A 20,860-nucleotide genomic window follows, 5' to 3' on the forward strand; every position below is an offset into this window, starting at 1 on the left:
TAGATCAATGGTTTAGCTGAAAACAAATAGACACGCTTTTTGTATGAGTCACAATCCGATCATCGATTAAATTGAACATTGTCAAAAATGTTTAAGGCAAAAGAATGAAAACGAAAATGAATAGTTGTAAATTTGAAGAGCAAACAAAACCCGTGATGATTGAACTACTGGATCTGAAAAAAAGATTCCGGGAAACTGAACTGACTGATGATTGCATGACTAAGATTTATGAGATTGAAAAAAAAGAACATGAAGTTTTAGTTGCCTGGGCAATCAGTACTAAAGAGATAAATCCTACAATGTTGCGTGAAGTTGTAAAGGGCCAATGCAGATACACACCTAAAAAAGAAGACTACTTGATACGTGTCTTAGAAATTGACACAAATGATGAACACCCTACGCATTGAGGTAAATCTACTTTGTTATTTCATCATAGTACTTACTTAAATTTTGGCCAGATGTATTACCGCATATGATTGAACTACTCACGGATGTAATTGGAAAAAATACTAATGGAGAAATCTGCCATCCATATCAGTACCAAAGAGGACCCATGACCGGTAAGTATGTTTACACATTATCGGGTAATGAAAAATTTGAATGCACCGATGAAGCTAGCCTCAGAATACTGATTGAGACTGGTATGTTTAACCGTGGAGGTAGAATTCGCATGCTGCCAAAGACAGCATCTTCTACAGCTTCAGCATCAGCGATCAATGTCATTTCATATAAAGGTAAATCTATTGCATAAATAGGCATCTGCTGCCACTTTCGTGAATCAGCTTTCATGTTATGTATATATATAAGGAATAAAACATAGGAATAAGTGATGGAATTCTTACTTTTAATTGCATTTGGGTTTGCTGGAGGCTTCTATGCCTCTAAAAAGTTCCAGGCGCATAAATATGCTTCACATATTGGTGAGCAGATCGTAAATGATGTGCTGAAGGTGTCATTGTCAGACGATAATTACGCCCTACTCTCAAGCGTTACCCTGCCCGTCATTGATCTTGAAGATCGTGAAGGATCGAGCCAGGTTGATCATATCCTGATCAGCTCTCGGGGATTGTTTGTCATCGAAACTAAACACTATCGAGGTTCAATAGTAGGAAGCGAAAATTCGAGCGAATGGTATCAATATACAGCGTTTGATAAATATACTTTTCAGAACCCTATCAGACAGAACTACAGTCATCTAAAGGCTATTGAGGCCATCACCGGCTATGCAAGTGTGGATATGATTAATGTGGTTTCTTTCTCTGGTGATGCTGAATTCAAATCAGAGCGCCCTACTGGTGTCGTTAAAAGTAATGAACTTCGGGAATATATCGAGTCATTCCCACTGGAATCATTGACAATGGATGAGGTATATCATCTTACCGGCCAGCTGCAAGTACGCCGACTTCCTGAAAGTAATAAGACAGATAAAAAGCATGTTGAATATCTGAAGGCAACTCATAAAAAAAGGGCTGCATAACAGCCCTTTCTAGGTAAAGGTATTCAGGCTATAAAGTCAGTTATGTTCCACCTCCTCTACCCTGCTTAGTACCTCTATGATGTGATACTTTTAAACCTTTCTAATTCATCTTTCATTTTCTGCTTAGCCAATAATGCTTGAATAGCCATTTCTAATAACTCATAGTCTTTTATACCGAGTCCATCAGCGACATCAGCAAATAGTTCTGGCATATCTGGTCGCATCTTAAAGTTTTTCTGTTGGGTATAAGCAGTTCGTCCTCCCCTTCTCCTCTGTCTTGGTGCCTGACGACTCACAAACCCAGCCTCTTCAGAGACTTTATTTAACTCTTTACGATCAACTTTTGGCTTTGGATTCTTCGGTCCCGTTAATGAAGCGATATCTACTTCATCTTCATTGATATCATCTAAATCTAATCCAGCTCGCTCAGCCATCACTACCTCCTGACATTATCTCTTTAAGCTTACGTTTAACCTCTTCAGCGTATGCCTTAGCGTTAGCAGCAGTAACCTCAATACCTGAAACATCTTTAGGATCGAGATTGTTAACTATCCCACCAAAAGAATGTACAGCTTTATAGGCATCCTTCTCTATTAAGGATACCTTGAAGACATCCACACCTGATTCTGTAAACTGACTGACAATGAATTTCAAGGTACGAGGCACAATCGCTGTGCTTGTTCGTGTAAATAGGACTGAATATGGGATATCCCTTCTGAATGCTTTTCCTTGCTGACGTAATAACTTAATTGTTTTTACAGCTTCATCAGCATCATTCTGTGAACCCTGACATAAAATAATAACCAGGTCTGCCCTACTCACTGCATTTGCCACTGCAATACTTGCCGTCCCCTCAAGATCAACAATCACAAAAGCATTTTCTTGTTCAGCCTTTTCTATATCGTCAATAATGCTCGACTCATCTGACTCATATAATGTTAGGTTCTCTGGACAACCATTTTTCTTAGCCCACTTTGCACTATGTTTATTAGGATCAGCATCAACTAACGCTATGTTGACCCCTTTCTCCAGACCCTGACGCGCTAACTCTCCAGCCAAAGTAACGGCAGCGGTAGTCTTACCTGCCCCACCCTTGGAACTCGCCATAACAATTGTAGGCATAAGTTGCTTCCTTTTATATTTAAAAAGATATCTGATAGCTATCCAGATAACAGATAGCTAGCCATAGTCGTGATTCTAAATCATCTGTACACAGATATCTAGTAATTAACAGCTAGCTATCGAATATCATTGAGATATCGGATAGCTATCTATTAGCTAGAAACTAACAGATATTTAATAGCTATCTAGATATCTTATAGATATCCATTTAAAAGTGTTATAAATAGCTATCCGATATCTTTCTACTATCTGTTTGCTATCTGGATAGCTAGCTTTATAAAGATGATGGATGTACATCGGAATACCATTATCCGTACTTAGCCTCGAGACTTGATGAAAACAGAGACTAATGAATGATTTAGAAGAAATGTTACGTAGGCTTCTGAATATATGTGAATTTTTCCTATTGGACGTCTGTAGTTTGCGCATTATTTGAAGACATGAGCTGACAAGAGAAAAATCTATGTCTTAAAAATACAAAATGGCCTTCTTATATATGTGAAGAACATGTGAAATCACATTTGTGAGAACCAGTTCACACTATATATGGTTTGTAAAAATAACGATTGAATTCAGGAATATATCTTTGTTAAATAGGCTCGTGAAATGAGGAGCCTGGGTCCAAGGATGTAGGCAGGGGTAAGAAGTTCTGAAAGGAGTAGGGCAGTGCAAAGCCTTTACACTAACATGACGTATAGCTTCCTGACTAAGCTGATAAATACGTCATTAAATGCTGATATCGAGTCGATACACGATATGGGTGTTACTGTTGAACAAGTAGAGATGATCTCATCTCTACCACATGGTGACCTGTATAAGTTGTCAAGAATTTATCAGTTAATCGATATCCATGTTGATGTAACCCTCCTAGATAAAGCAATCTCTCTAGCTAAAAATGGAATTCGTAACATCGGTGATGTCCAAGACATGGATATCACACACAAACTCCTTAGAACACTTTCAACACTCTCTGCAGATGAAACTGAAATAGATAACCTAACTCAAAAGTTTGAAATTCCACTCAGAAACGTTCGTGAATTGGCAGCAATGACACTTCAAGATACTCTTGCAATCGCCAGAACCGGCATCGTTTGGTATGAAATTACTGCTAACGAAATTAAGCTACCAATGGCTTTAGAGTACATCATAGAGTCTCAACGTGAGGCTGAAGCAATTAAGCAGCTTATTGTCAAAGATGCATCATGGCCGATGGTTCATGCATTGACAGGAATGGGAAAGGCAGCATTTCAAGAAATGCGCAAATCACTCAACGCACCAAAAACTATGGGCGGACCACCTAGACGGCTTTCAGACGATGAAGAAGTATTGGTTTGGAATGCGTGGAATACGAGTACGGGTAAATACCCATTAGAGCGTTGTCTTGAGGTTAGCAAGACATTAAATGACATCGCGCTACGGCACCTATGGCCAACATTATCTGCTTGGCTAGAAAACGAATCTAATCCTAAAGTTAAAAGCATTGCATGATAACCGGCTCGGACCAATATCCGGTTATTCATTGCCTTTAAGTCAGCCTAAAACGAATATGTACGCAAATTTGATGGAGAAGCATCTTGCGTACAATATTACTCGCCGCCTTATTGCCAGTCTTTATGACTGGCTGCATAACACTCCCAAGCGTCAAACAACAAACTAAAGCTGTTGCAATAGCCGACGCACAAAAACCAAAACCCAATATTTTTATTGAGCGTTATGACTATGAACCACCTTCTGCCACACAAATTCGAGTTGGACGATACACAAACGCAGATGCAGTAAACACACAGCAGCAAGAAAATCTGCTTGAAGTGGTTATAGACACTGAAATCCCATCAAAAGCTCAAACCGTAGGTGAAGCTATCGAGTTCCTGCTAATGCGCAGTGGATTTTCAATGGCGTCACCCACCATTCAGGGTGGGCACGTTAAACAACTCCTTAGTAAGCCATTACCTCACGCACATCGAAAAATCGGCCCTGTGATGCTTAAAGATGCATTGATGATGCTGGTGGGTAAGGCCTACTGGATGAAAGTCGATCCTGTACACCGACTAATTGCATTCGATACTGTTGAAGAGTTCAAATAATGACTGAAAATAAACAAACACACGATGTTTTTGAAGGTGAGATACCTAGTGATCTTGGTAAAAAGTCAGCACCAATATGGTTCAAGGTTATTGGTCTTGTTGCGATGGTCGGTGTACTTGGTACCGCTGCATTCTTGCTGGAAAGAGATAAGGACTATTTAGTAGAGCCAGGTATTGATATTACTGAGTCAATAACCTCAATAGCAGAGCCTGAGAGCACGGAAATTGAATTAGGAACTGATGACGGTTTAACTCCAGATCCAATCAATATCGATATACCTTCAGCTCAAGATGTTGATGGCGAAACTGAAGTTGACTTGATAGCCATTGAAAATGACGAGAACGCTATAGTTATCACACCGCCAACCCAGTCAAGCAGTGAGTCACCGATTTCCAATTCAGAAACACTAAATGCAGATCTTCAAGAGGAAGTAAGTCAGATAACCTCCAGACTTGATGAAATTGAAGCAAACGAATCAGAGCGAATTACTGTTGTTAGAAGCGGGATAGAACTACACGCACAAAGTGTGGAAAAGCTGAATGACTTAGTGCGCTCATTAGATGGTTTGAAAAAGGAGTTGGCAGCATTAAAAACAGCACCCGTAGCAACCGGCCCCAAACCAGCAACTAACAAGCAAGCCACTCCCCAGGCAGCACCGAACATTCAAGCAAAGCCAACAATACCCAAAAAGACTAATGAGCTTAACCTGATCGGCATTGATTCTTGGGGTGGCGAGCGATTTGCCCAGATTGAATATTCTGGAGAGATTCATCTGCTTGCATCGAATGAAACTATCGGTGGTTGGAGATTGGAAAGTATCGCTAAAGATAGCGTCGTGGTTAAAAACCAAGAAGGGGAGAGCTTTGAACTTAGCATTTAACAAAAACGCACTTATAGTGCTTTTACTGAGTAGCAGCACAGTTTTTGCAGGCAGCACAGCTAGTAGCAATGAAACACGTTCAATAATCACTGAATCAACAACAACTCAAACCGAACAAAAGCATCTTCAGTGGGGCTTATCTGAATCTGAATATGCCAGGTATGAAGAATTGATGGAAGGAGTGAGAGGTAGCATAAGTCCAGACACCATATCTCCTCTGGAGGTATTAGGTATACATGCACAAAACGAAGCTGAACGTAAAAAATATGCTCGCTTGTGGGCCGACATGATGGAGCAAGATACAGAGCGAGTCTTAGCCTTTCAACGTGCCTATGATGAAGCATGGAGAGATAAGGGTAATAAACCACTTATAGATATTGAACAAATTCGCTCTCAATTACCTTCAGTGCCTGAAACCACACCACAACAGCTATCTAACACAACGACAAAAAGAACATTAATTGCCACAAAACTAACTGACTGTGAAGCCTGTGATAAAAAAATCCAGCAGCTGCTCACCATGATGCTGGTGGACCAAAGTCTCCACCTAGATGTTTATTTTAGCGACTCCAGCGACAAAGAAAATAGTGTCATTCGTCAATGGGCCATGGAAAACAGAATCGATGCAGAACTGCTTCGCAACCGTCGTATCACACTAAACCACGGGCAGGCTCTAATGAAGCAGTACCAGCTTGATGAAGGGCAGCTGCCTGCGACATTTAAAGTTGATAACACTGGAGGGGTAAAAAGGGTAGAATAATATTTGATTAATCGAACTTAACCCATATGAAATCAGACGCGACGCCTATTGATTTGAACACTTATCAGAAATTTCTCGACGGCGAAATCGAGAAAGAAGTATCCGACACAAAAATCAATAATGGCACAAGCATTGTTGATGCGGTCAATATAGGTGCGTATTGCTTCTCATGGGGAAGAATAGTCGAACAACTTTCAGGTAGCTTTTTCATCTGGAAATTTCAAATTTCTACTCTTGCCAATAAAACTGATGGCGAGAAAATCAATATACAGCAGCAGATATTCAACTATCTGCAAGCAAAATACCCAGACCACTCCTCAGAGCATGCCATCCTTGTGGCAAGCTTGCATGACCGATGTATCTTCCTCGGCATTAAAGAGGATGCATTCATCATTGCTTCTCCTATGCAATTTGAATATAAAAACCGGATATGGGTTCACACTCATATTCTTAACGAAGATATGTCGGAAATCCTTTCTAACATCACTAGCACTAACAACTAGTCTCGCTCTTCCTTTTTATGCTAACGCTAACAATCAGACAGCAACGGCTATTCCAAAACTCTATGTAAAGATTGCAAGAGAGGAGGGGGTACCAGCCAATCTGTTATATGCGATCTCACGTGCAGAAAGCACTAATCCAAAAATCAAAAGAGTTTGGCCGTGGACAATAAATGTTCGTGGTAAAGGCTATTACTTTCCAACACGTGAAAAAGCCTATGCTGCAATTATGCTATTGCTGGCGAACGACATAACACTAGTCGATATCGGCTTGATGCAAACGAATTGGTACTGGCACAAAGATAAATTAATCGATCCATGGAGAGCATTAGATCCTCAACACAATATTCAAACGGGCGCAAGAATTCTGCGTGAATGCTACGAAAGAAAAACGGATTGGGTCTATTGTGCAGGCGAATACCATACAAGAAGCAATACTCCTGAACGGGCTGCTCGTGCTAAAAAATATCAGAAAAATGTACTAGCCTATCTGCAGGCAACTAAATGAGCAGATATCTCGTATTCACACTTCTGCTTTTATGCAACATCGCTACACAAGCAGGGCCAAAAGTAGTATTTGATTCTGGACGGACCATTAGTTCAGATAAGTACCTTTCAGAGCTTCAATCTGAACCAGCACCCAAACAAAAACCCAACATTGCCAAACTGGCCACGCCTAATACGCCTGAAATGTCGGTGGGTAGAGTTACTAAACGCACCGTATCACTTCCATATTTACCAAGCCCTTTATTTCTTGTCGGTGCAGACAATATTTCGATCCAATGGCTTAACAAGCATAGGCAGGCACTAATCAAAGCCGGAGCAGTGGGCTTGATTGTCAATTCCGCTTCTGCTTCAGACCTACAAGCTGTTATACGTGCTGCTAATGGCCTTCAAGTTTCACCTGCATCAGGAAGTGACCTGGCTAAACAATTTAATCTTAAACATTACCCTGTCTTGATCACTCGTACGCAGATTGCCCAATGAAGCAAAAACATACTCTGGAAATTCTTCTTCGACCAAAAGTTGAGATCTGGTCAGCGACAATATCGACCACCGGTGCAGCAATGGCTTTTTTAGCACCGTGGTCGTTAATGATGACTCCCTCAGTAGCTTACGGTGTAGGGGGCATTCTCACCTACAACGCATATCGTAATTTCAGAGACTTCGTACTACTCTCAAAGTATCAAAAAGGCCTTCGCCGGCAAGTTCTTTTTAAAATGGCACCAACCGATATCCCCGTCAGCCGGAAATATCTGTTCTATGGACTTGGCTTTCGATGGGGACAGAGACATGCTCAACGGTTGAAGGACACTCGTGACCCTGCCGCCAGCAAGTACATTAATCCTGGTTATCTTTACAGATTGGCTAGGCGTAAAGAGCTAGAGTGGGAATCATCTCCCCGTCTTTCCAAAGTGGCAGAACTACTCAATCGTGACTCCAAATATAACCCTGTCAGACCATTACCCCCTATTGGTGGTGAACCTCAGATTCATGGTGTAGGTGGGCATGAAGAGCCAGTCGTTTCGCTGCTATCAGAAAGAAACGCGCACACACTCGTATTAGGCACTACTCGCGTTGGTAAGACACGTCTTGCCGAGATACTGATAACACAAGATATTCGTCGCGGCGATATCACAATTGTTTTCGACCCAAAAGGTGATGCAGAACTCATGCGAAGAGTCATCGCTGAGTGCAAAGCGGCTGGTCGTGAAGATGATTTAGTGGTGTTTCACCTGGGCTTTCCAGACATTTCATCTCGATACAATGGTATTGGTCATTTCAGTCGCGTAACAGAGGTTGCAACCAGGACAGCCAATCAGCTCGATAGTGGTGGCAGTTCTAATGTCTTTAGAGAATTCTTCTGGCGGTTTACCAACATCATTGCACAGGCGCTGGTAGCGCTCGGACGTAGACCAGACTATGCACAACTCGCACAGCATATTCAAAGCATTGATGACCTACTCATTGATTATTACGAAGTCTGGCTAAGTGGCGTTGCTGAGCCGAACTGGGAAAAACATGTTAAGGAAATAGCAGAAAACCTGAACGACAAAATGCTACCCATGAGCTTGCGCGGCAAAAACAAAAGAGCCAATGCCATGATTAAGTATGCACAGGATAGAAAGTTATTTGATGCGGTTGCGATGGGACTACGCTCCACCTTTGAATACGATAAGACCTACTTCGATAAAATCGTGGCCAGTGGTCTGCCATTGCTGGAAAAACTCATATCTGGACGCATTGCCGAACTGATATCTCCGGCATATAACGACTCTGAAGACAACCGCCCCGTATTTAGCTGGGGTCAGGTTATTAGGCAGAAGAAAGTGGTTTATATAGGACTTGACGCACTTCAAGACATGGCAATAGCCGGGACGGTGGGTAACACCATGTTTGCCGATTTAGTTTCGACTGCTGGTGAAATCTATAAACACGGTACCGAGCTGGGCTTTCACAACCAAGACACATCTTCAGGTAGCAAAGTGGCAATTAATGTCCATGCAGATGAAGTTAATGAGCTTATGGGTGATGAATTCTTGCCAATGCTCAACAAAGGCGGTGGGGCAGGACTACAGATCACTGCTTATACACAAACAATGTCGGACATTATCGTAAAACTGGGTGATCAAGCGAAAGCCGGTCAGGCACTTGGTAACTTTGGAACCATTGTCACCTTCCGAGTAAAAGAGCTGGCTACTGCAGAGTTATTTACAGAGCAGCTGCCTATGGTTGAGGTTGCTGCAGCTACCGAAGTCACCGGGTCGTCTGATAATGTAGATATTGACTCTGATGTAGATTTCACCTCCAGCGCCCAAGACCGTATCACCTTCACCGAAGCCCCGCTTTTGTCTCCTGCCACGATTATGGCACTGCCGAAAGGGCAGGCATTCATTCTGACTGGTGGGGGGCAGCTATGGAAAATTAGGGTGCCGCTGGCGGACTCCAAAAACGATCTCTATATGACATCAAACTTTGATGAGATGGCAGAGGACATGGCTGCTTCTTACCGTACCGGAGAGTCATGGTGGATTGAGTAAATGGCACAAGATAATCACCCACGCTCAAACAAAGGTTTTATCAGTACTTGGATATCTCGAATACTCACGATGATTGTCTGGCTTTTATTGGCTTTACTTATGTCAATAATCACAGAATGGATAGGCATGAATACTTCTTGGCGAGATGAGGGGGTCAATCATAGCCGGGATATGGTGAAGACTGAGCTTTCCTATCTAAACAAAGACTTTCAGCAAAGCTTACTCGTACAAAGACCAGTTGAATATGCTGAGAGAATTGCTGCAAAAATGCACGATGTCATGTACGTCAAAACAGGAATTATGGGAGTTCTATCGAATATTTTTCGTGACACTACAGCAGGTGATGTGACTAGAGTCATCGCTGAGCATGTCTTGGCTGCAGTATATGTTACTCAGGTATTTGCTATACGACTGGCCATCCTAACGCTTGCATTACCGGCTTTTCTTATATTCGCTGTTGTTGGATCTGTAGAAGGTTTGGTTCAGCGTGATATCCGAAAATGGTCAGTTGGTCGTGAACATGCAAGCTTATATCATCACGCAAAACGCTGGATTCCAATATGTTTCATCGCACCGTGGGTTGTATATCTCGCGTTCCCAATATCGGTACACCCTAACGCTGTAATCCTACCATTTGCCTTATTTTTCGGCGTTGGTATCTTCATGGTTACCTATCTATTTAAGAAATATATTTAGTAACCGGCTCGGACCAATATCCGGTTATTCATTGTCTCGAACGAGGGGCTTGGGCAGACTTTCACTCACACAAAGTTAATGTCGTGAGAAATGACCAAAATGCTAAAGCCCCTTTTCCTTGTTGCAACCATTGCTTTTACATCTGTTGCTAATGCTAGCAACTTTGCAGAGCGTGAAAGTCTAGCAAAATTAGTCCATGAACTTGACGGCCTAAGTGCTCTCGTTGATGAAGCTCAAGGACGTGCAAATCCAGATAATCGTATTCGCTTTCAATACAACCAACTTCGTAAAGATCTCATGATGATGCGTCTTGGTATTCAAGAGCATCTAGATGGCCCAACCATCGAACCACGAAACTATGCACCGCTATCCGGCGATTACCGGAGATAACTTATGGAAGCAAACTCAAAACAAGCCCAAAGCTTCCTGAATGCCACTGGCGTTTCTATGCCTGATATGGCTCTGCTGCTTGGCGGTCTAGTTGTCGCGGCTGTCATGCTATGGAGTGCCTGGGTAACACTTTCTTATTACCAACAATGGGCATCAAAAAAAAACGATGTCTCCTTTTACGACGTAATCGCCAGTGGCATTCGAGCCGCTGTCCTCTTATCACTCATTCTTTTTATCGTTTCTTAGCGAGGAGACTCCAATGAAAAAAACCCTTTCAACCGTTGCAGCGCTTTACCTACTGCTTTGCCAGAACGCCTACGCGAGACTTCCTACCGCTGTACCACCATCAAGTGGCGATGCTCAAGGCAACTGGTTAGAGCTGTTTAAAGGTTACCTCAAAGACGCAGCCATAATTGGAGGTTTAGCTTTATCAGTTTGTGGCTTTTTATGGCTGGCTTGGATTGCACTATCAGACATTAACCAAGCGCGTAATGGTAGAAAAGAATGGGGCGAAGTCGGTGTAACCGTCATCGTGGGCGCTGCGGTATTCATGTATGTTTCTTACCTGCTTGCTCAAGCAGCTGGCGTTTTTTAATGAATGACTCAGCAGAAATTCTTGCTGACAGGCTCAATAACGAGCCACCGATATTTCGTGGCCTCTCAAACTCAGAGCTGGGCATGGTATTAAAAGTCGGGGCGCTTTTCTGGGTGCCAACCTGCCTAATTGTTGCAACCATTTTAGGTAAAACAATGATGGGGATGGGTGCTGCTATGGTCATGCTCTTAATAACTATCTTAGTCAGTGGTTCGCTGTTTCAAAGAATTAAGCGAGGTAGACCTGACTACTATTATCAACATTACCTCATGCTCCGTGATGTGTTCCTTCGCTTGAAAATCAATACGAAGAACCATCGCGTTATTCGCTATACAGGTACCTGGGGAGTCGGACGTACAGATGGTGAGTAAATATCGAGGCGAAGTAGACAATCTCAAATCTCACATCACAACGCTCCGTGTTGTGATTGGAATAGTAGTTCTTTTTTGCTTTTTATTCTGGAATTCAGCCAATAAAGCGCGTGATGTTCAACGGGTATTCATACCACCTGATATTCGTGCTGGGTCAACAATCACGCTAAATCAAGTGCCTGCAACCACAGCCTATAGCTTTGCTATCAGCATTTTCAGTTTCCTCAACACATGGCTTGAAGATGGTTCCGTCGAATATCCGTCACGAGTTGGTGAACTGAGCGCTTATCTTACTCCTAGATATACGCAATGGCTTAAGGAGGACATTCTGCGTCGTAGTGGCCGTGGAGAGTTAGACAGAAGAACAAGAACCGTCACTGTGATCAACGAAATGGCATACGACGACGAAAGGGTAGAAATCATTAACGAAAACAACTTTGTCGTCTGGCTCGACCTCAGAATAAAAGAAACACATCGCGGAGTAGACATCAAGACGGTAGATATTCGCTATCCAATTAAAGTAGTAAGAAGCGATATCAGTCTCGATTTTAATCCTTGGGGGCTACAGCTCGACGGCTTTCATGGCAATCCAACAAGAATTCCAAAAACGGTAAATGAATAATGAAGTGCTTTATATCAATCTTCACGGTTCTGTTTGCATTTGCATTTTTCCCTACGAAACCTTTTGCTGATGAAAAAGTGGTTTGGGATAAAACGCCCATTAAAGTGATCTTAAAGCCCAACACTGAAAAGATGGTGGTATTCCCATTAAAGAGTGTTCGAGCCAAAATCCCTGCAGCCATTGCAAGTTCACTTACAACTCTCTCGGTCAATGGCGTTATCTACTGGGAGGCCAGTGAAGAATTCACAGACAAACGAATTCTAGTCCAGGACGCAGCCACACAAAAAACGATTGTGATTCATCTTTCATCCAATGAACAGCACGGTACAGATGAGCAAGTAACAGTTCTTTTTCCTGAAGCAAAAACTGAGTCATCGACATCAACATCTGCAAGCACTGAAAAACAAGAGCCTCTGCGTCATGGTTATGAAACATTGACGCGTGTTGCTGCTCAGCATCTCTATGCACCAGAACGTCTCATTCATGTTCCAGAAGGAATGCATCGAATAAATGTTGCACAACAATCTGACAGTCACCTAATTCGTGGCCATATAACAGAAATGACACCGGTTATTTCTTTCTCAAATGCTGGCCTGTACATCACCGCTGTAAAACTAGTTAACAAACAGAAAGAGAAAGCGATCTTAGATCCACGCGACATTCGTGGAAAATGGCTTGCTGCCACTTTTCAACATGCAACATTGGGCGCGGCAGGTGAAATAACAGACACAACGGCTGTTTATCTTATTTCCGACAGACCATTTTGGGAGTCTTTCTAGTGGCTGGAAAAATGACGAATAAACTTATTCCAATCATTGCTATAGGTTTTGTCGTACTAGTTATCGCTGTGGTGGCAAATAATTCAGATAAAGAAGCCGCCAATGAGATGCAAGAAAGAATTGGTGGCCAACTTGTTCCTGACGGTGACACGACTGAAGACACGCTTAGAACCCTGACATCTTTAGTTCAGGAAATGCGTGAAGAAAATGACAGGCTAATAGCCGAACAAGCTCAGATTAAGGAGGAGCTAGCTAAACGTCCCACTGAGAACACGAATACTAACTCTACTCTCGATGTTTTGATGGAACGTGTTGATTTATTAACACAACGTCAGAACGATACGCCGCCACCTGAGCTTGATTTTGACACGGACTTTGTAATCCCAGACATTCAACCACAGGGAGATGTATGGGTAGAACCAGTAGATAGCAAAATGCCTGATGAAGAGGGCGGGATGCTCAATACCTCTTTCAGCCCTTCCAGCTCGGTTGATTCTGCCTCTGACATTCTCGGTGATACAAGCGCATTAAACAATAGCGTAGGTCAAACGATTACGGGCGGTTCCAATCAAGACATCATTATTGAGCCTGTTTATACCGTTCCACGGAACTCAACATTAATTGGCTCTACCGCTATGACAGCCTTAATGGGCCGTGTGCCTATCAATGGAACAGTAGAAGATCCATACCCCGTAAAAATTATTGTAGGACGTGAAAACCTGACAGCAAATGGCATGGAACTGCCTGAAGTAAATCACATGATCTTTTCAGGTACTGCAACTGGTGACTGGACGCTTTCATGCGTTCGAGCCGACATGACATCCGTTACATATGTTTTCGACGACGGAACAATCCAAACGTTGAGCGTTGGTGACCAAGAACTTCAAAACAACAACAGTACTGGCAACATTAATCGTCTTGCATGGATTTCTGATAATCGCGGTATTCCATGCGTCTCAGGACGCAGAATCTCTAATGCAGCCACCTTTCTTGCTGGCTCAATCTTCGCTCAGGGTATAGAAGCCGGAGCAAAAGCCGTTGCAGACGCTGAGACCACAAGAATTGTCTCCTCACAAGGAGATACCACTGAATCAGTTACCGGCGATGCAGTCCGCAATGCTGGATATGAAACTTTATCTGGAGGTGGGTCAGCAATTAGTGAATGGCTAGAGAAACGTCAACAACAGACATTCGATGTGATTTATGTCGATACCGGCTCAAACGTCGCTATCCACATCGATGCTGAATTACCAATTAATTACAAACCAAATGGCAGGAAATTAAGACATGCGCGTAACAGTAGCCAAGATAGTCATCGTTACCTTGATTAGTCTGTTAACAGCTTGTGCATCTCAAACAAAAGATGACTTGCTACCTCAGACAGGCCCAACTATGGAAGAGGTCTATCGAAATCACGAAAACAATTTGTCAGCCGGCACTTCAAACGGACAGTCGGCCTTTGCACGTATTCGTGAACGACAAGCTGGAAACTATGATGCGGATCTGGATGGATACACTCGCGATGCAAACCGAGAAATCCAACAACAATTCCCTAGATTACCTAATCCAACATTAGTGATGTTCGTGTATTCACACCTTTCGACATCTTCCCGTTTGCCGGTACCGGGTTATTCGACAGCCTTTCCATTGTACGAACGTACTGAATACGCATTGCCTGGTGAAATGTAATGTTAAAGAGCTTATTTGCAAAAAGCACAGCATCTTCAGTTCCTCCACTCACTAAAGAGGATGTTCGTAAGGATTACAGTGAGCAACCATCATTTACTAACCTGCTCCCATGGAGAGAATACGATAGCGAGAACCAAGTATTTCTTCTTGAAGATGGAAAGGGGATTGGCGCGCTTTTTGAGATAGAGCCAGTAGGTGTAGAAGCCAAAACTGAAGATTACATTCTCGAAATTCAGGACAAGCTTCAAGCGACAATCACTGAAACAATTCCTGAAGACAACATTGCACCTTGGACATTACAGTTTTTTGTTCAAGATGAATTAAGTGTTCGTACACTTACCGATCAAATCAGAGAGTATGCACATCCACGTGCAGTTGATACACCATATACAAAACACTTTCTTAAAGTAATGGATGAGCATTTACGTCAGGTAGGCCAACCTAACGGTCTGTTCCATGATGAAGTTGTTACTGGCGGACGCTGGCAAGGTAAAAGACGCAAAGTGCGTATGTGCCTATATCGGTATTTCCCAGAAAACTACAAATCTGACTACGACAGAGATGTGCGTGAGCTTGGCAGAATTCGTAAACGTCTGATGACTCAGTTTACTGGCATTGGCGTGAAAACCAGAGTTGCTGGCGGTAAAGAGTTATATGAATGGATGCTGCGATGGTTAAATCCTAAACCAGTCTTAACGAAAGGTGATTGTGAAGAACTACTAAAAGCAGCTCCATATCCTGGTGATACAGATCTTGCTTATGGGTACGATCTAGCTGAACAATTATCTCTGTCACGTCCAAGCTCAGATGCCGAGAAAGGGATCTGGTATTTCGATGGAATGCCCCATACAGCCATAAGCGTTCAAGCTTTACGCCGCGTACCGAAAAACGGGGTATTCACCGCAGAGCGAAGCGCCGGTGAACATACTTTTGCTATGTTTGACCGGATGCCGGAAGGCACGGTCATGTCAATGAGCATTGAGATAAAGCCTCGTGACCAGGTGCTTAACCATCTTGGTCGCATTATGCGATCTGCTGTAGGTGACAATGCTGAAGCTGAACTTGCTCAGCAAGAAGCCAAAACTGCGCAACATGAGCTAGCGAAGAACAACACGCTTTATCCTGTTTATATCAGCTTCCTGACACGAGCAGACAATATTGAAAAGCTTGATGATGCGGTTTCTGTAATTGAGTCCCTGTTACTTAGTAATAACCTGCAACCGATTGCTGAAAATCAAGATCTGCTTAAGCAAGATATGTATATCCGCAGTCTGCCCATGAAGTTCGATAGCTTAATGGTACAAAAGAAGCAACGTCGCTCAAGATTGGTTTTCTCAAGACACATTGCATCTCTGCTTCCGGTCTATGGACGCTCAAAAGGCACAGACCATCCTGGCCTGAGTTATTTCAATCGTGGTGGTGAACCACTTCTAGTCGATCCATTTAACAAATACGATCGTAAAAAGAATGCACATGCCTTAATAATCGGTCCTACAGGGGCAGGTAAATCTGCGACCTTGGTAGACGCTGTAATGAAAATTACTGCCGTCCATCGACCACGAATATTCATTGTTGAAGCCGGTGACTCATTTGGACTTCTGGGTGAGTACATGATTAAGCATGGCTTAACCGTTAATCAAATATCAGTAACTCCTAGCGCGGATATTTCGCTCCCGCCATTTACTAATGCTATGAAACTTCTCGATCTGTCAGAAGATGAAATTGTGACAGATGAATATGGCGAGGAGGTCGACATTGAAGATGAGGATGAAGATCGCGATTACTTAGGTGAAATGGAACTGGCTGCTCGCGTCATGATTACCGGCGGAGAGAAAAAAGAAGATGATTTACTACATCGTGCTGACAGGCTGGTTATCAGAAAAGCTATTTATCGTGCTGCACAGACTGTCAAAGATGCTGGCCGTGACCATGTACTGACAGAAGATGTCGTTAAGGCCATGCGCCACACGGAAGACCTAGATCACAACAGGACGGCTCGTGCTATTGAAATGGCAGATGCTATGGAGCTGTACTGCAGTGGTATTGAAGGGAAACTTTTCAACAGACCAGGTACAGAGTGGCCTGATGTTGATATCACCATTTTCGATATGGGCATTCTCGCCCGCGAAGGCTATGAAGATAAGCTAACGGTTGCTTATATGAGCCTGATGAATCATGTCCACGCTTTAGTTGAGCGTGAACAGCATGAAGGCCGTCCAACACTGATGCTTACAGACGAAGGCCATATCATCACCAAGAATGCCATATTGGCACCTTACATCATCAAAATCGTAAAAATGTGGCGGAAGCTTGGCGCGTGGTTCTGGATCGCAACACAAAATCTTGCTGATTTCCCGGACGATAGCAGGCGAATGCTAACAATGCTTGAGTGGTGGATCTGTCTTGTGATGGAACGAGATGAAGTCAACCAGATTTCTCGTTTCAAAGATCTAACCAAAGAACAGGAGGCAAAGCTGCTGGCGGCACGTAAATCAGATCGGCAGTACACCGAGGGAGTCATTCTCACTGATATTCTCGATCCACTTTTTAGGGCTATCCCGCCAGCGATCGCTTTATCACTTGCCATGACCGAGCAACACGAAAAGGCTGAGCGCCGTGAAATCATGCAAGAAACAGGCTGTGATCGCGTAGGTGCAGCTGAAATAGTCGCTGAAAAAATCAAAGAAGCACGACGAAAACATAGCTTGGAGGCTACCAATGCATAAGCTCGCACTCATTGCAGTCACCTTGTTCACAACCACGGCTAATGCAAACCAACTTATCGTAGAGGCTTTCTACGATAAAGACACTCGGCTTCTGAATGTACAAATGGCAGAGAGAATTGCAAATGTTAAGGCATACGATCTTAGTGCTCCAGACCAGTTTGAAAAGCAATTGAGTGAAGGGCTTTCTTCCGATCCGACCTTAGCTCAAAAACAGGCCAAAGAGCGAATTGAGCAGCACGGCAATGAAATACAACATCAGTTGATGGCTGCCTACGAAGGCGCGCTTATAGCGATGAAATATGAAATCAAAAAAATACCTGCAATCGTATTTAATGGTGGGGAGTATGTCATTTATGGTGTGACTGACGTTAATAAAGCTATCAGCATGTATAAAAAGCAGGTGGCTCAATAATGAAAACCGTCTTTGCCGCTACCTTCGCAGCTATGTTTACTGTCTCAGCATATGCAGAAACCAAAACTATAAATACAGCAGATATTGTGGCTTCTGCAATGAGCGCGTCCTGCATCGACTACCGGCTGGTAGGGGTTTGCTTCTGGCTAAGGTGCTCGGGAAATAGCTGTGATGTTGAAACCTCACCCAAAATTGGTCATCACAACCCTGATCTAGTTGTTAGCGCTCATAACGGCATTGGCAATAATCCTTGGGAAGAAGCAAACGGCATCGTGGGCAGCGTTTCTCAATCAGCTGTCGGCTCACTTATCAATAAAGCCGCATCCATTTCAGCTGGTAGTAATCAAACAACTAAAGGAACGGACCTTAATACGCTCAAGTTTAAGTCAAGCGATGCTATTGGTCATCCAGTTACTTCCATTTCATTTAGTTACAGCTGCCCATCACAAGCTACAGCATTTAATCCTTATTTCGTATCTGGAACAGATTCTATTGCCTGGCGTCTCGGCATTCCTGAATCAGCCTATCCATCTGCACTAATTCCAGGAATAAGAGAGATTGGTAGCTTTCCAATCAACACATGGGGTTCTGTATATCCACGAAGCGGATTCATCAGCCAATCGTCAGATGCTAAAGCAGGTGCCGTAATAGCTCAGAGGGTAGGAGATATTGTTACGCGTTCAGGCCAGCCTCACGTATATCAGTCGTTATCTGGAACACCAGGTTACAACGGTCGCATATGGCCTCCAAGTGGCTTAGAAGAAAACACAGATAAAAATGGCAAGTGGCAAATGCTTGTTCCAGAAACATCTAAAAGCTGCACTGTATTTGGTGAGAACGACACTACCTCCTTAGCTGGTTGGGATGGTAATGGCAATAACGCTTCAACCGGCAACTATGCATGGACCCTTTGGCGTCCCTATCAATGCTGCGAACGAAAGGGACAGTTTTTCCTGTACAGCATCAACTTCATGTCATACCCATAAGGAACGCATTGTGAAACTGAAATATCTAGCTATTACTACCGCCTTAATATGCTCTGGTAATTCGTATGCTTATAACCTGCAGATACCTGATTCAAATGCAGCTTGGTATTACGGTGTTGGCGGTCAAAGGGCTATGACAGCCCCTGCATCACCTATAACTAACAGTATTATTCTCGGTGGATCACTAGACTGGGGTAGTGGCTTTAACTGTAGCGCATTCGACCCTACGCTTGGCATAGCAAATACATTAAACCAAGTTAAAAGCGGTGCTGACGCCATTCAACAACAGGTTACAGATGCTGCCACTGGTGCAATTGCTTCACTTCCATTACTGATGTTGCAGCGTGCGAATCCTGGCTTGTATGAGCTACTTATGAATAGCATGGCAAGGGCAGAGCAAGGGGTTCGTGTTTCTACTCAGAGCTGCCAACAAATGCAACAAACCATTTCTCAGGGTGGAAGCCCGTTTGAGGGCTGGATAGATATTTCCCGGACACAAGATTGGCAAGGCCAGATGGGAGGCGGTGGATACCGAACCGCTTCTGTAGATGTTGTCCAGGCACAGCAAAACGTAGAAAAAAACAATGGCGATAATGGTGTGACCTGGGTAGGTGGCACCAAAGCTGGTGGTCGAGGTCAGCGACCTATCGACATACCATCTGACATAGTGAAAGCGGGCTATAACCAATCTTTAAATCGTGATGCAAATTCAAACGCTATTGCACCTCAAAATGGCAGTAGAGTCAGTGAGCTTTGGGAGTCTCCTGAAGAATTGATGAGCTTTAGCCGTTCCCTACTTGGCGAAGAGAAGGTACGTACATATTCTGATCGACCAACAGAAACGATGCCAGCCCGTGGCATGTCCTTTGAAATCAATAAAGAGGTCGAGCGTTTAACGCCAATCTTCGATGATCTCATTAACGGTAATTTAGAAATGTCCGGTGATAATCTGCTGTCAATCTCTACTCCAAGCGTTGTTATTACTTCTGGGACTATTCAGGCTTTAAGAAAGCTGTCTCCTGCAGAACAAAACATTCTAAAAGGCCGTTTAATTCAGGAAGTAGCGACCGCTCGTGTCATTGAAATGTCATTAATGCTTCTCCGACTATTGTTCTCTGGCGCACAAGAACCAAACGTGTCACAAAACGGGCCGGCTCAGGAAGCAGCTCAAAAATACTCAGCACGCCTGCAGCAATCCATTGATGACACATTATTTGAGCATGAGATGAACAAGCGCCTTGCTGCTGCAACGTCACAAACAATTAAAGATGTTGAAGCCATGAAAGTACGTGTTGGAAACTCAACTAGCAACCCAACACCGCGCACCAATTTACCGAATGACACTATCAGTTCAGAGAATGACTAATGGCCATAATAAGTAGATCACGTCGTTTTCTTAAAAAGTCATTGCTGTGGTTAGCAGGTATTACTGTCGCTCTAATAGTTATTCTTGGACTGCTAAATGTAGCTGCACAGACACATCAAGAAGTGGCCTACTTTGTACAAACCATGAGTAGCTTTGAATCTGTAGCACGATATATACGATGGGGATTTCTTGGTGCAGTAATTATGTTCTGGGATCAGATTGCTGAATTGTATGGAAAAGCCAAAGGTTTTGATGATGTTCAAATACAAAGAGCCCAAGCAATGCGTTGGCGTGTAGCCGTATTTATAATCGCCTTCGAGTTTGTCGTAGTCGAAGCCGTACCAGCACGATTGATGAGTTAAA

The 20,860-nt window shown here is 43.2% G+C and carries 26 protein-coding genes; 23 read left to right on the forward strand and 3 right to left on the reverse strand.

The genetic code is table 11. The features are described 5' to 3' along the window. Positions 1-104 precede the first annotated feature (104 nt). On the forward strand, positions 105-407 hold the full coding sequence (locus tag B3S93_RS13535; protein ID WP_292398570.1) for a hypothetical protein: 303 nt from the start codon (positions 105-107) through the stop codon (positions 405-407). A 163-nt stretch (positions 408-570) separates the two neighbouring features. Here the strand turns inward: B3S93_RS13535 and B3S93_RS13540 are convergent, their stop codons facing one another. Beyond that, positions 571-759 (reverse strand): hypothetical protein, encoded by a 189-nt coding sequence (locus tag B3S93_RS13540; protein WP_292398573.1) that lies wholly within the window; start codon positions 757-759, stop codon positions 571-573. Between the two features lie 70 nt (positions 760-829). Between B3S93_RS13540 and B3S93_RS13545 the strand changes: the two genes are divergently transcribed. Beyond that, positions 830-1,477, forward strand: a complete 648-nt coding sequence (locus B3S93_RS13545) for a nuclease-related domain-containing protein (RefSeq protein ID WP_292404225.1) — start codon at positions 830-832, stop codon at positions 1,475-1,477. Between the two features lie 74 nt (positions 1,478-1,551). Here the strand turns inward: B3S93_RS13545 and B3S93_RS13550 are convergent, their stop codons facing one another. Both B3S93_RS13550 and B3S93_RS13555 read right to left on the reverse strand, forming a co-directional pair. Next, positions 1,552-1,911 (reverse strand): hypothetical protein, encoded by a 360-nt coding sequence (locus tag B3S93_RS13550; protein WP_292398579.1) that lies wholly within the window; start codon positions 1,909-1,911, stop codon positions 1,552-1,554. Further along, on the reverse strand, positions 1,904-2,599 hold the full coding sequence (locus tag B3S93_RS13555) for a ParA family protein (protein WP_292398583.1): 696 nt from the start codon (positions 2,597-2,599) through the stop codon (positions 1,904-1,906). Before B3S93_RS13555 ends, B3S93_RS13550 begins: the two co-directional genes overlap by 8 nt. Positions 2,600-3,265: 666 nt before the next feature. On the opposite strand from B3S93_RS13555, the gene B3S93_RS13560 reads away from it, so the two are divergent. The 21 genes from B3S93_RS13560 to B3S93_RS13660 all read left to right on the forward strand — a co-directional run bounded on the left by B3S93_RS13560 (position 3,266) and on the right by B3S93_RS13660 (position 20,859). Next, positions 3,266-4,087 carry an STY4526/YPO1902 family pathogenicity island replication protein gene (locus B3S93_RS13560; protein ID WP_292398586.1) on the forward strand — a complete coding sequence of 274 codons (822 nt, stop codon included), beginning with the start codon at positions 3,266-3,268 and terminating at the stop codon, positions 4,085-4,087. Between the two features lie 86 nt (positions 4,088-4,173). Then, entirely contained in the window at positions 4,174-4,683 is a 510-nt protein-coding gene (locus B3S93_RS13565) for a hypothetical protein (protein WP_292398589.1), read from the forward strand. Beyond that, complete coding sequence (locus tag B3S93_RS13570) at positions 4,683-5,564, forward strand: hypothetical protein (protein WP_292404223.1); 882 nt, start codon at positions 4,683-4,685, stop codon at positions 5,562-5,564. The genes B3S93_RS13565 and B3S93_RS13570 overlap by 1 nt, the downstream gene beginning before the upstream one ends. After that, complete coding sequence (locus tag B3S93_RS13575; RefSeq protein ID WP_292404220.1) at positions 5,548-6,324, forward strand: TIGR03759 family integrating conjugative element protein; 777 nt, start codon at positions 5,548-5,550, stop codon at positions 6,322-6,324. The genes B3S93_RS13570 and B3S93_RS13575 overlap by 17 nt, the downstream gene beginning before the upstream one ends. Positions 6,325-6,672: 348 nt before the next feature. After that, positions 6,673-7,332: a transglycosylase SLT domain-containing protein gene (locus B3S93_RS13580; RefSeq protein WP_292404217.1), complete on the forward strand. Its 660-nt coding sequence runs from the start codon at positions 6,673-6,675 to the stop codon at positions 7,330-7,332. Continuing rightward, positions 7,329-7,811: an integrating conjugative element protein gene (locus tag B3S93_RS13585; RefSeq protein WP_292404214.1), complete on the forward strand. Its 483-nt coding sequence runs from the start codon at positions 7,329-7,331 to the stop codon at positions 7,809-7,811. The genes B3S93_RS13580 and B3S93_RS13585 overlap by 4 nt, the downstream gene beginning before the upstream one ends. Next, the gene (gene traD, locus B3S93_RS13590; RefSeq protein ID WP_292404211.1) at positions 7,808-9,865 is read left to right on the forward strand and encodes a type IV conjugative transfer system coupling protein TraD; all 2,058 of its coding nucleotides are present in this window, start codon (positions 7,808-7,810) and stop codon (positions 9,863-9,865) included. The genes B3S93_RS13585 and traD overlap by 4 nt, the downstream gene beginning before the upstream one ends. After that, entirely contained in the window at positions 9,866-10,561 is a 696-nt protein-coding gene (locus B3S93_RS13595) for a TIGR03747 family integrating conjugative element membrane protein (RefSeq protein WP_292404208.1), read from the forward strand. It abuts the gene before it with no gap. A gap of 90 nt (positions 10,562-10,651) precedes the next feature. Continuing rightward, positions 10,652-10,951 carry an RAQPRD family integrative conjugative element protein gene (locus B3S93_RS13600; RefSeq protein ID WP_292404205.1) on the forward strand — a complete coding sequence of 100 codons (300 nt, stop codon included), beginning with the start codon at positions 10,652-10,654 and terminating at the stop codon, positions 10,949-10,951. Between the two features lie 3 nt (positions 10,952-10,954). Further along, positions 10,955-11,197 (forward strand): TIGR03758 family integrating conjugative element protein, encoded by a 243-nt coding sequence (locus B3S93_RS13605; protein ID WP_292404202.1) that lies wholly within the window; start codon positions 10,955-10,957, stop codon positions 11,195-11,197. A gap of 13 nt (positions 11,198-11,210) precedes the next feature. Then, complete coding sequence (locus B3S93_RS13610) at positions 11,211-11,546, forward strand: TIGR03745 family integrating conjugative element membrane protein (RefSeq protein WP_292404199.1); 336 nt, start codon at positions 11,211-11,213, stop codon at positions 11,544-11,546. Next, on the forward strand, positions 11,546-11,917 hold the full coding sequence (locus tag B3S93_RS13615; RefSeq protein WP_292404196.1) for a TIGR03750 family conjugal transfer protein: 372 nt from the start codon (positions 11,546-11,548) through the stop codon (positions 11,915-11,917). Before B3S93_RS13610 ends, B3S93_RS13615 begins: the two co-directional genes overlap by 1 nt. Next, positions 11,907-12,539 (forward strand): PFL_4703 family integrating conjugative element protein, encoded by a 633-nt coding sequence (locus tag B3S93_RS13620; RefSeq protein ID WP_292404192.1) that lies wholly within the window; start codon positions 11,907-11,909, stop codon positions 12,537-12,539. The genes B3S93_RS13615 and B3S93_RS13620 overlap by 11 nt, the downstream gene beginning before the upstream one ends. Beyond that, complete coding sequence (locus B3S93_RS13625) at positions 12,539-13,318, forward strand: TIGR03749 family integrating conjugative element protein (RefSeq protein WP_292404189.1); 780 nt, start codon at positions 12,539-12,541, stop codon at positions 13,316-13,318. The genes B3S93_RS13620 and B3S93_RS13625 overlap by 1 nt, the downstream gene beginning before the upstream one ends. Further along, a complete protein-coding gene (locus B3S93_RS13630) occupies positions 13,318-14,649 on the forward strand; it encodes a TIGR03752 family integrating conjugative element protein (RefSeq protein ID WP_292404186.1) in 1,332 nt (443 codons plus the stop codon). The genes B3S93_RS13625 and B3S93_RS13630 overlap by 1 nt, the downstream gene beginning before the upstream one ends. Continuing rightward, positions 14,606-15,007 carry a TIGR03751 family conjugal transfer lipoprotein gene (locus B3S93_RS13635; protein WP_292404183.1) on the forward strand — a complete coding sequence of 134 codons (402 nt, stop codon included), beginning with the start codon at positions 14,606-14,608 and terminating at the stop codon, positions 15,005-15,007. Before B3S93_RS13630 ends, B3S93_RS13635 begins: the two co-directional genes overlap by 44 nt. Beyond that, the gene (locus B3S93_RS13640) at positions 15,007-17,733 is read left to right on the forward strand and encodes a conjugative transfer ATPase (RefSeq protein ID WP_292404180.1); all 2,727 of its coding nucleotides are present in this window, start codon (positions 15,007-15,009) and stop codon (positions 17,731-17,733) included. The genes B3S93_RS13635 and B3S93_RS13640 overlap by 1 nt, the downstream gene beginning before the upstream one ends. Continuing rightward, on the forward strand, positions 17,726-18,145 hold the full coding sequence (locus tag B3S93_RS13645) for a TIGR03757 family integrating conjugative element protein (protein WP_292404177.1): 420 nt from the start codon (positions 17,726-17,728) through the stop codon (positions 18,143-18,145). Before B3S93_RS13640 ends, B3S93_RS13645 begins: the two co-directional genes overlap by 8 nt. Next, positions 18,145-19,131, forward strand: a complete 987-nt coding sequence (locus B3S93_RS13650; RefSeq protein WP_292404174.1) for a TIGR03756 family integrating conjugative element protein — start codon at positions 18,145-18,147, stop codon at positions 19,129-19,131. The genes B3S93_RS13645 and B3S93_RS13650 overlap by 1 nt, the downstream gene beginning before the upstream one ends. After that, complete coding sequence (locus B3S93_RS13655; protein ID WP_292749160.1) at positions 19,043-20,497, forward strand: integrating conjugative element protein; 1,455 nt, start codon at positions 19,043-19,045, stop codon at positions 20,495-20,497. The genes B3S93_RS13650 and B3S93_RS13655 overlap by 89 nt, the downstream gene beginning before the upstream one ends. Continuing rightward, positions 20,497-20,859, forward strand: a complete 363-nt coding sequence (locus tag B3S93_RS13660) for a hypothetical protein (RefSeq protein WP_292404169.1) — start codon at positions 20,497-20,499, stop codon at positions 20,857-20,859. The genes B3S93_RS13655 and B3S93_RS13660 overlap by 1 nt, the downstream gene beginning before the upstream one ends. The last annotated feature ends 1 nt before the right edge of the window (position 20,860 follow it).

This window comes from Methylophaga sp. UBA3613 (genome assembly GCF_002375415.1).
Classification (GTDB): domain Bacteria; phylum Pseudomonadota; class Gammaproteobacteria; order Nitrosococcales; family Methylophagaceae; genus Methylophaga.

Excerpts from the sequence above, each read along its gene's own strand:
- B3S93_RS13535 (WP_292398570.1), top strand. The coding sequence starts at position 105 with ATGAAAACGAAAATGAATAGTTGTAAATTTGAAGAGCAAACAAAACCC.
- B3S93_RS13540 (WP_292398573.1), bottom strand. The coding sequence starts at position 759 with ATGCCTATTTATGCAATAGATTTACCTTTATATGAAATGACATTGATC.
- B3S93_RS13545 (WP_292404225.1), top strand. The coding sequence starts at position 830 with ATGGAATTCTTACTTTTAATTGCATTTGGGTTTGCTGGAGGCTTCTAT.
- B3S93_RS13550 (WP_292398579.1), bottom strand. The coding sequence starts at position 1,911 with ATGGCTGAGCGAGCTGGATTAGATTTAGATGATATCAATGAAGATGAA.
- B3S93_RS13555 (WP_292398583.1), bottom strand. The coding sequence starts at position 2,599 with ATGCCTACAATTGTTATGGCGAGTTCCAAGGGTGGGGCAGGTAAGACT.
- B3S93_RS13570 (WP_292404223.1), top strand. The coding sequence starts at position 4,683 with ATGACTGAAAATAAACAAACACACGATGTTTTTGAAGGTGAGATACCT.
- B3S93_RS13580 (WP_292404217.1), top strand. The coding sequence starts at position 6,673 with ATGACCGATGTATCTTCCTCGGCATTAAAGAGGATGCATTCATCATTG.
- B3S93_RS13585 (WP_292404214.1), top strand. The coding sequence starts at position 7,329 with ATGAGCAGATATCTCGTATTCACACTTCTGCTTTTATGCAACATCGCT.
- traD (WP_292404211.1), top strand. The coding sequence starts at position 7,808 with ATGAAGCAAAAACATACTCTGGAAATTCTTCTTCGACCAAAAGTTGAG.
- B3S93_RS13595 (WP_292404208.1), top strand. The coding sequence starts at position 9,866 with ATGGCACAAGATAATCACCCACGCTCAAACAAAGGTTTTATCAGTACT.
- B3S93_RS13600 (WP_292404205.1), top strand. The coding sequence starts at position 10,652 with ATGACCAAAATGCTAAAGCCCCTTTTCCTTGTTGCAACCATTGCTTTT.
- B3S93_RS13605 (WP_292404202.1), top strand. The coding sequence starts at position 10,955 with ATGGAAGCAAACTCAAAACAAGCCCAAAGCTTCCTGAATGCCACTGGC.
- B3S93_RS13610 (WP_292404199.1), top strand. The coding sequence starts at position 11,211 with ATGAAAAAAACCCTTTCAACCGTTGCAGCGCTTTACCTACTGCTTTGC.
- B3S93_RS13615 (WP_292404196.1), top strand. The coding sequence starts at position 11,546 with ATGAATGACTCAGCAGAAATTCTTGCTGACAGGCTCAATAACGAGCCA.
- B3S93_RS13620 (WP_292404192.1), top strand. The coding sequence starts at position 11,907 with ATGGTGAGTAAATATCGAGGCGAAGTAGACAATCTCAAATCTCACATC.
- B3S93_RS13625 (WP_292404189.1), top strand. The coding sequence starts at position 12,539 with ATGAAGTGCTTTATATCAATCTTCACGGTTCTGTTTGCATTTGCATTT.
- B3S93_RS13635 (WP_292404183.1), top strand. The coding sequence starts at position 14,606 with ATGCGCGTAACAGTAGCCAAGATAGTCATCGTTACCTTGATTAGTCTG.
- B3S93_RS13640 (WP_292404180.1), top strand. The coding sequence starts at position 15,007 with ATGTTAAAGAGCTTATTTGCAAAAAGCACAGCATCTTCAGTTCCTCCA.
- B3S93_RS13645 (WP_292404177.1), top strand. The coding sequence starts at position 17,726 with ATGCATAAGCTCGCACTCATTGCAGTCACCTTGTTCACAACCACGGCT.
- B3S93_RS13650 (WP_292404174.1), top strand. The coding sequence starts at position 18,145 with ATGAAAACCGTCTTTGCCGCTACCTTCGCAGCTATGTTTACTGTCTCA.
- B3S93_RS13655 (WP_292749160.1), top strand. The coding sequence starts at position 19,043 with ATGCATGGACCCTTTGGCGTCCCTATCAATGCTGCGAACGAAAGGGAC.
- B3S93_RS13660 (WP_292404169.1), top strand. The coding sequence starts at position 20,497 with ATGGCCATAATAAGTAGATCACGTCGTTTTCTTAAAAAGTCATTGCTG.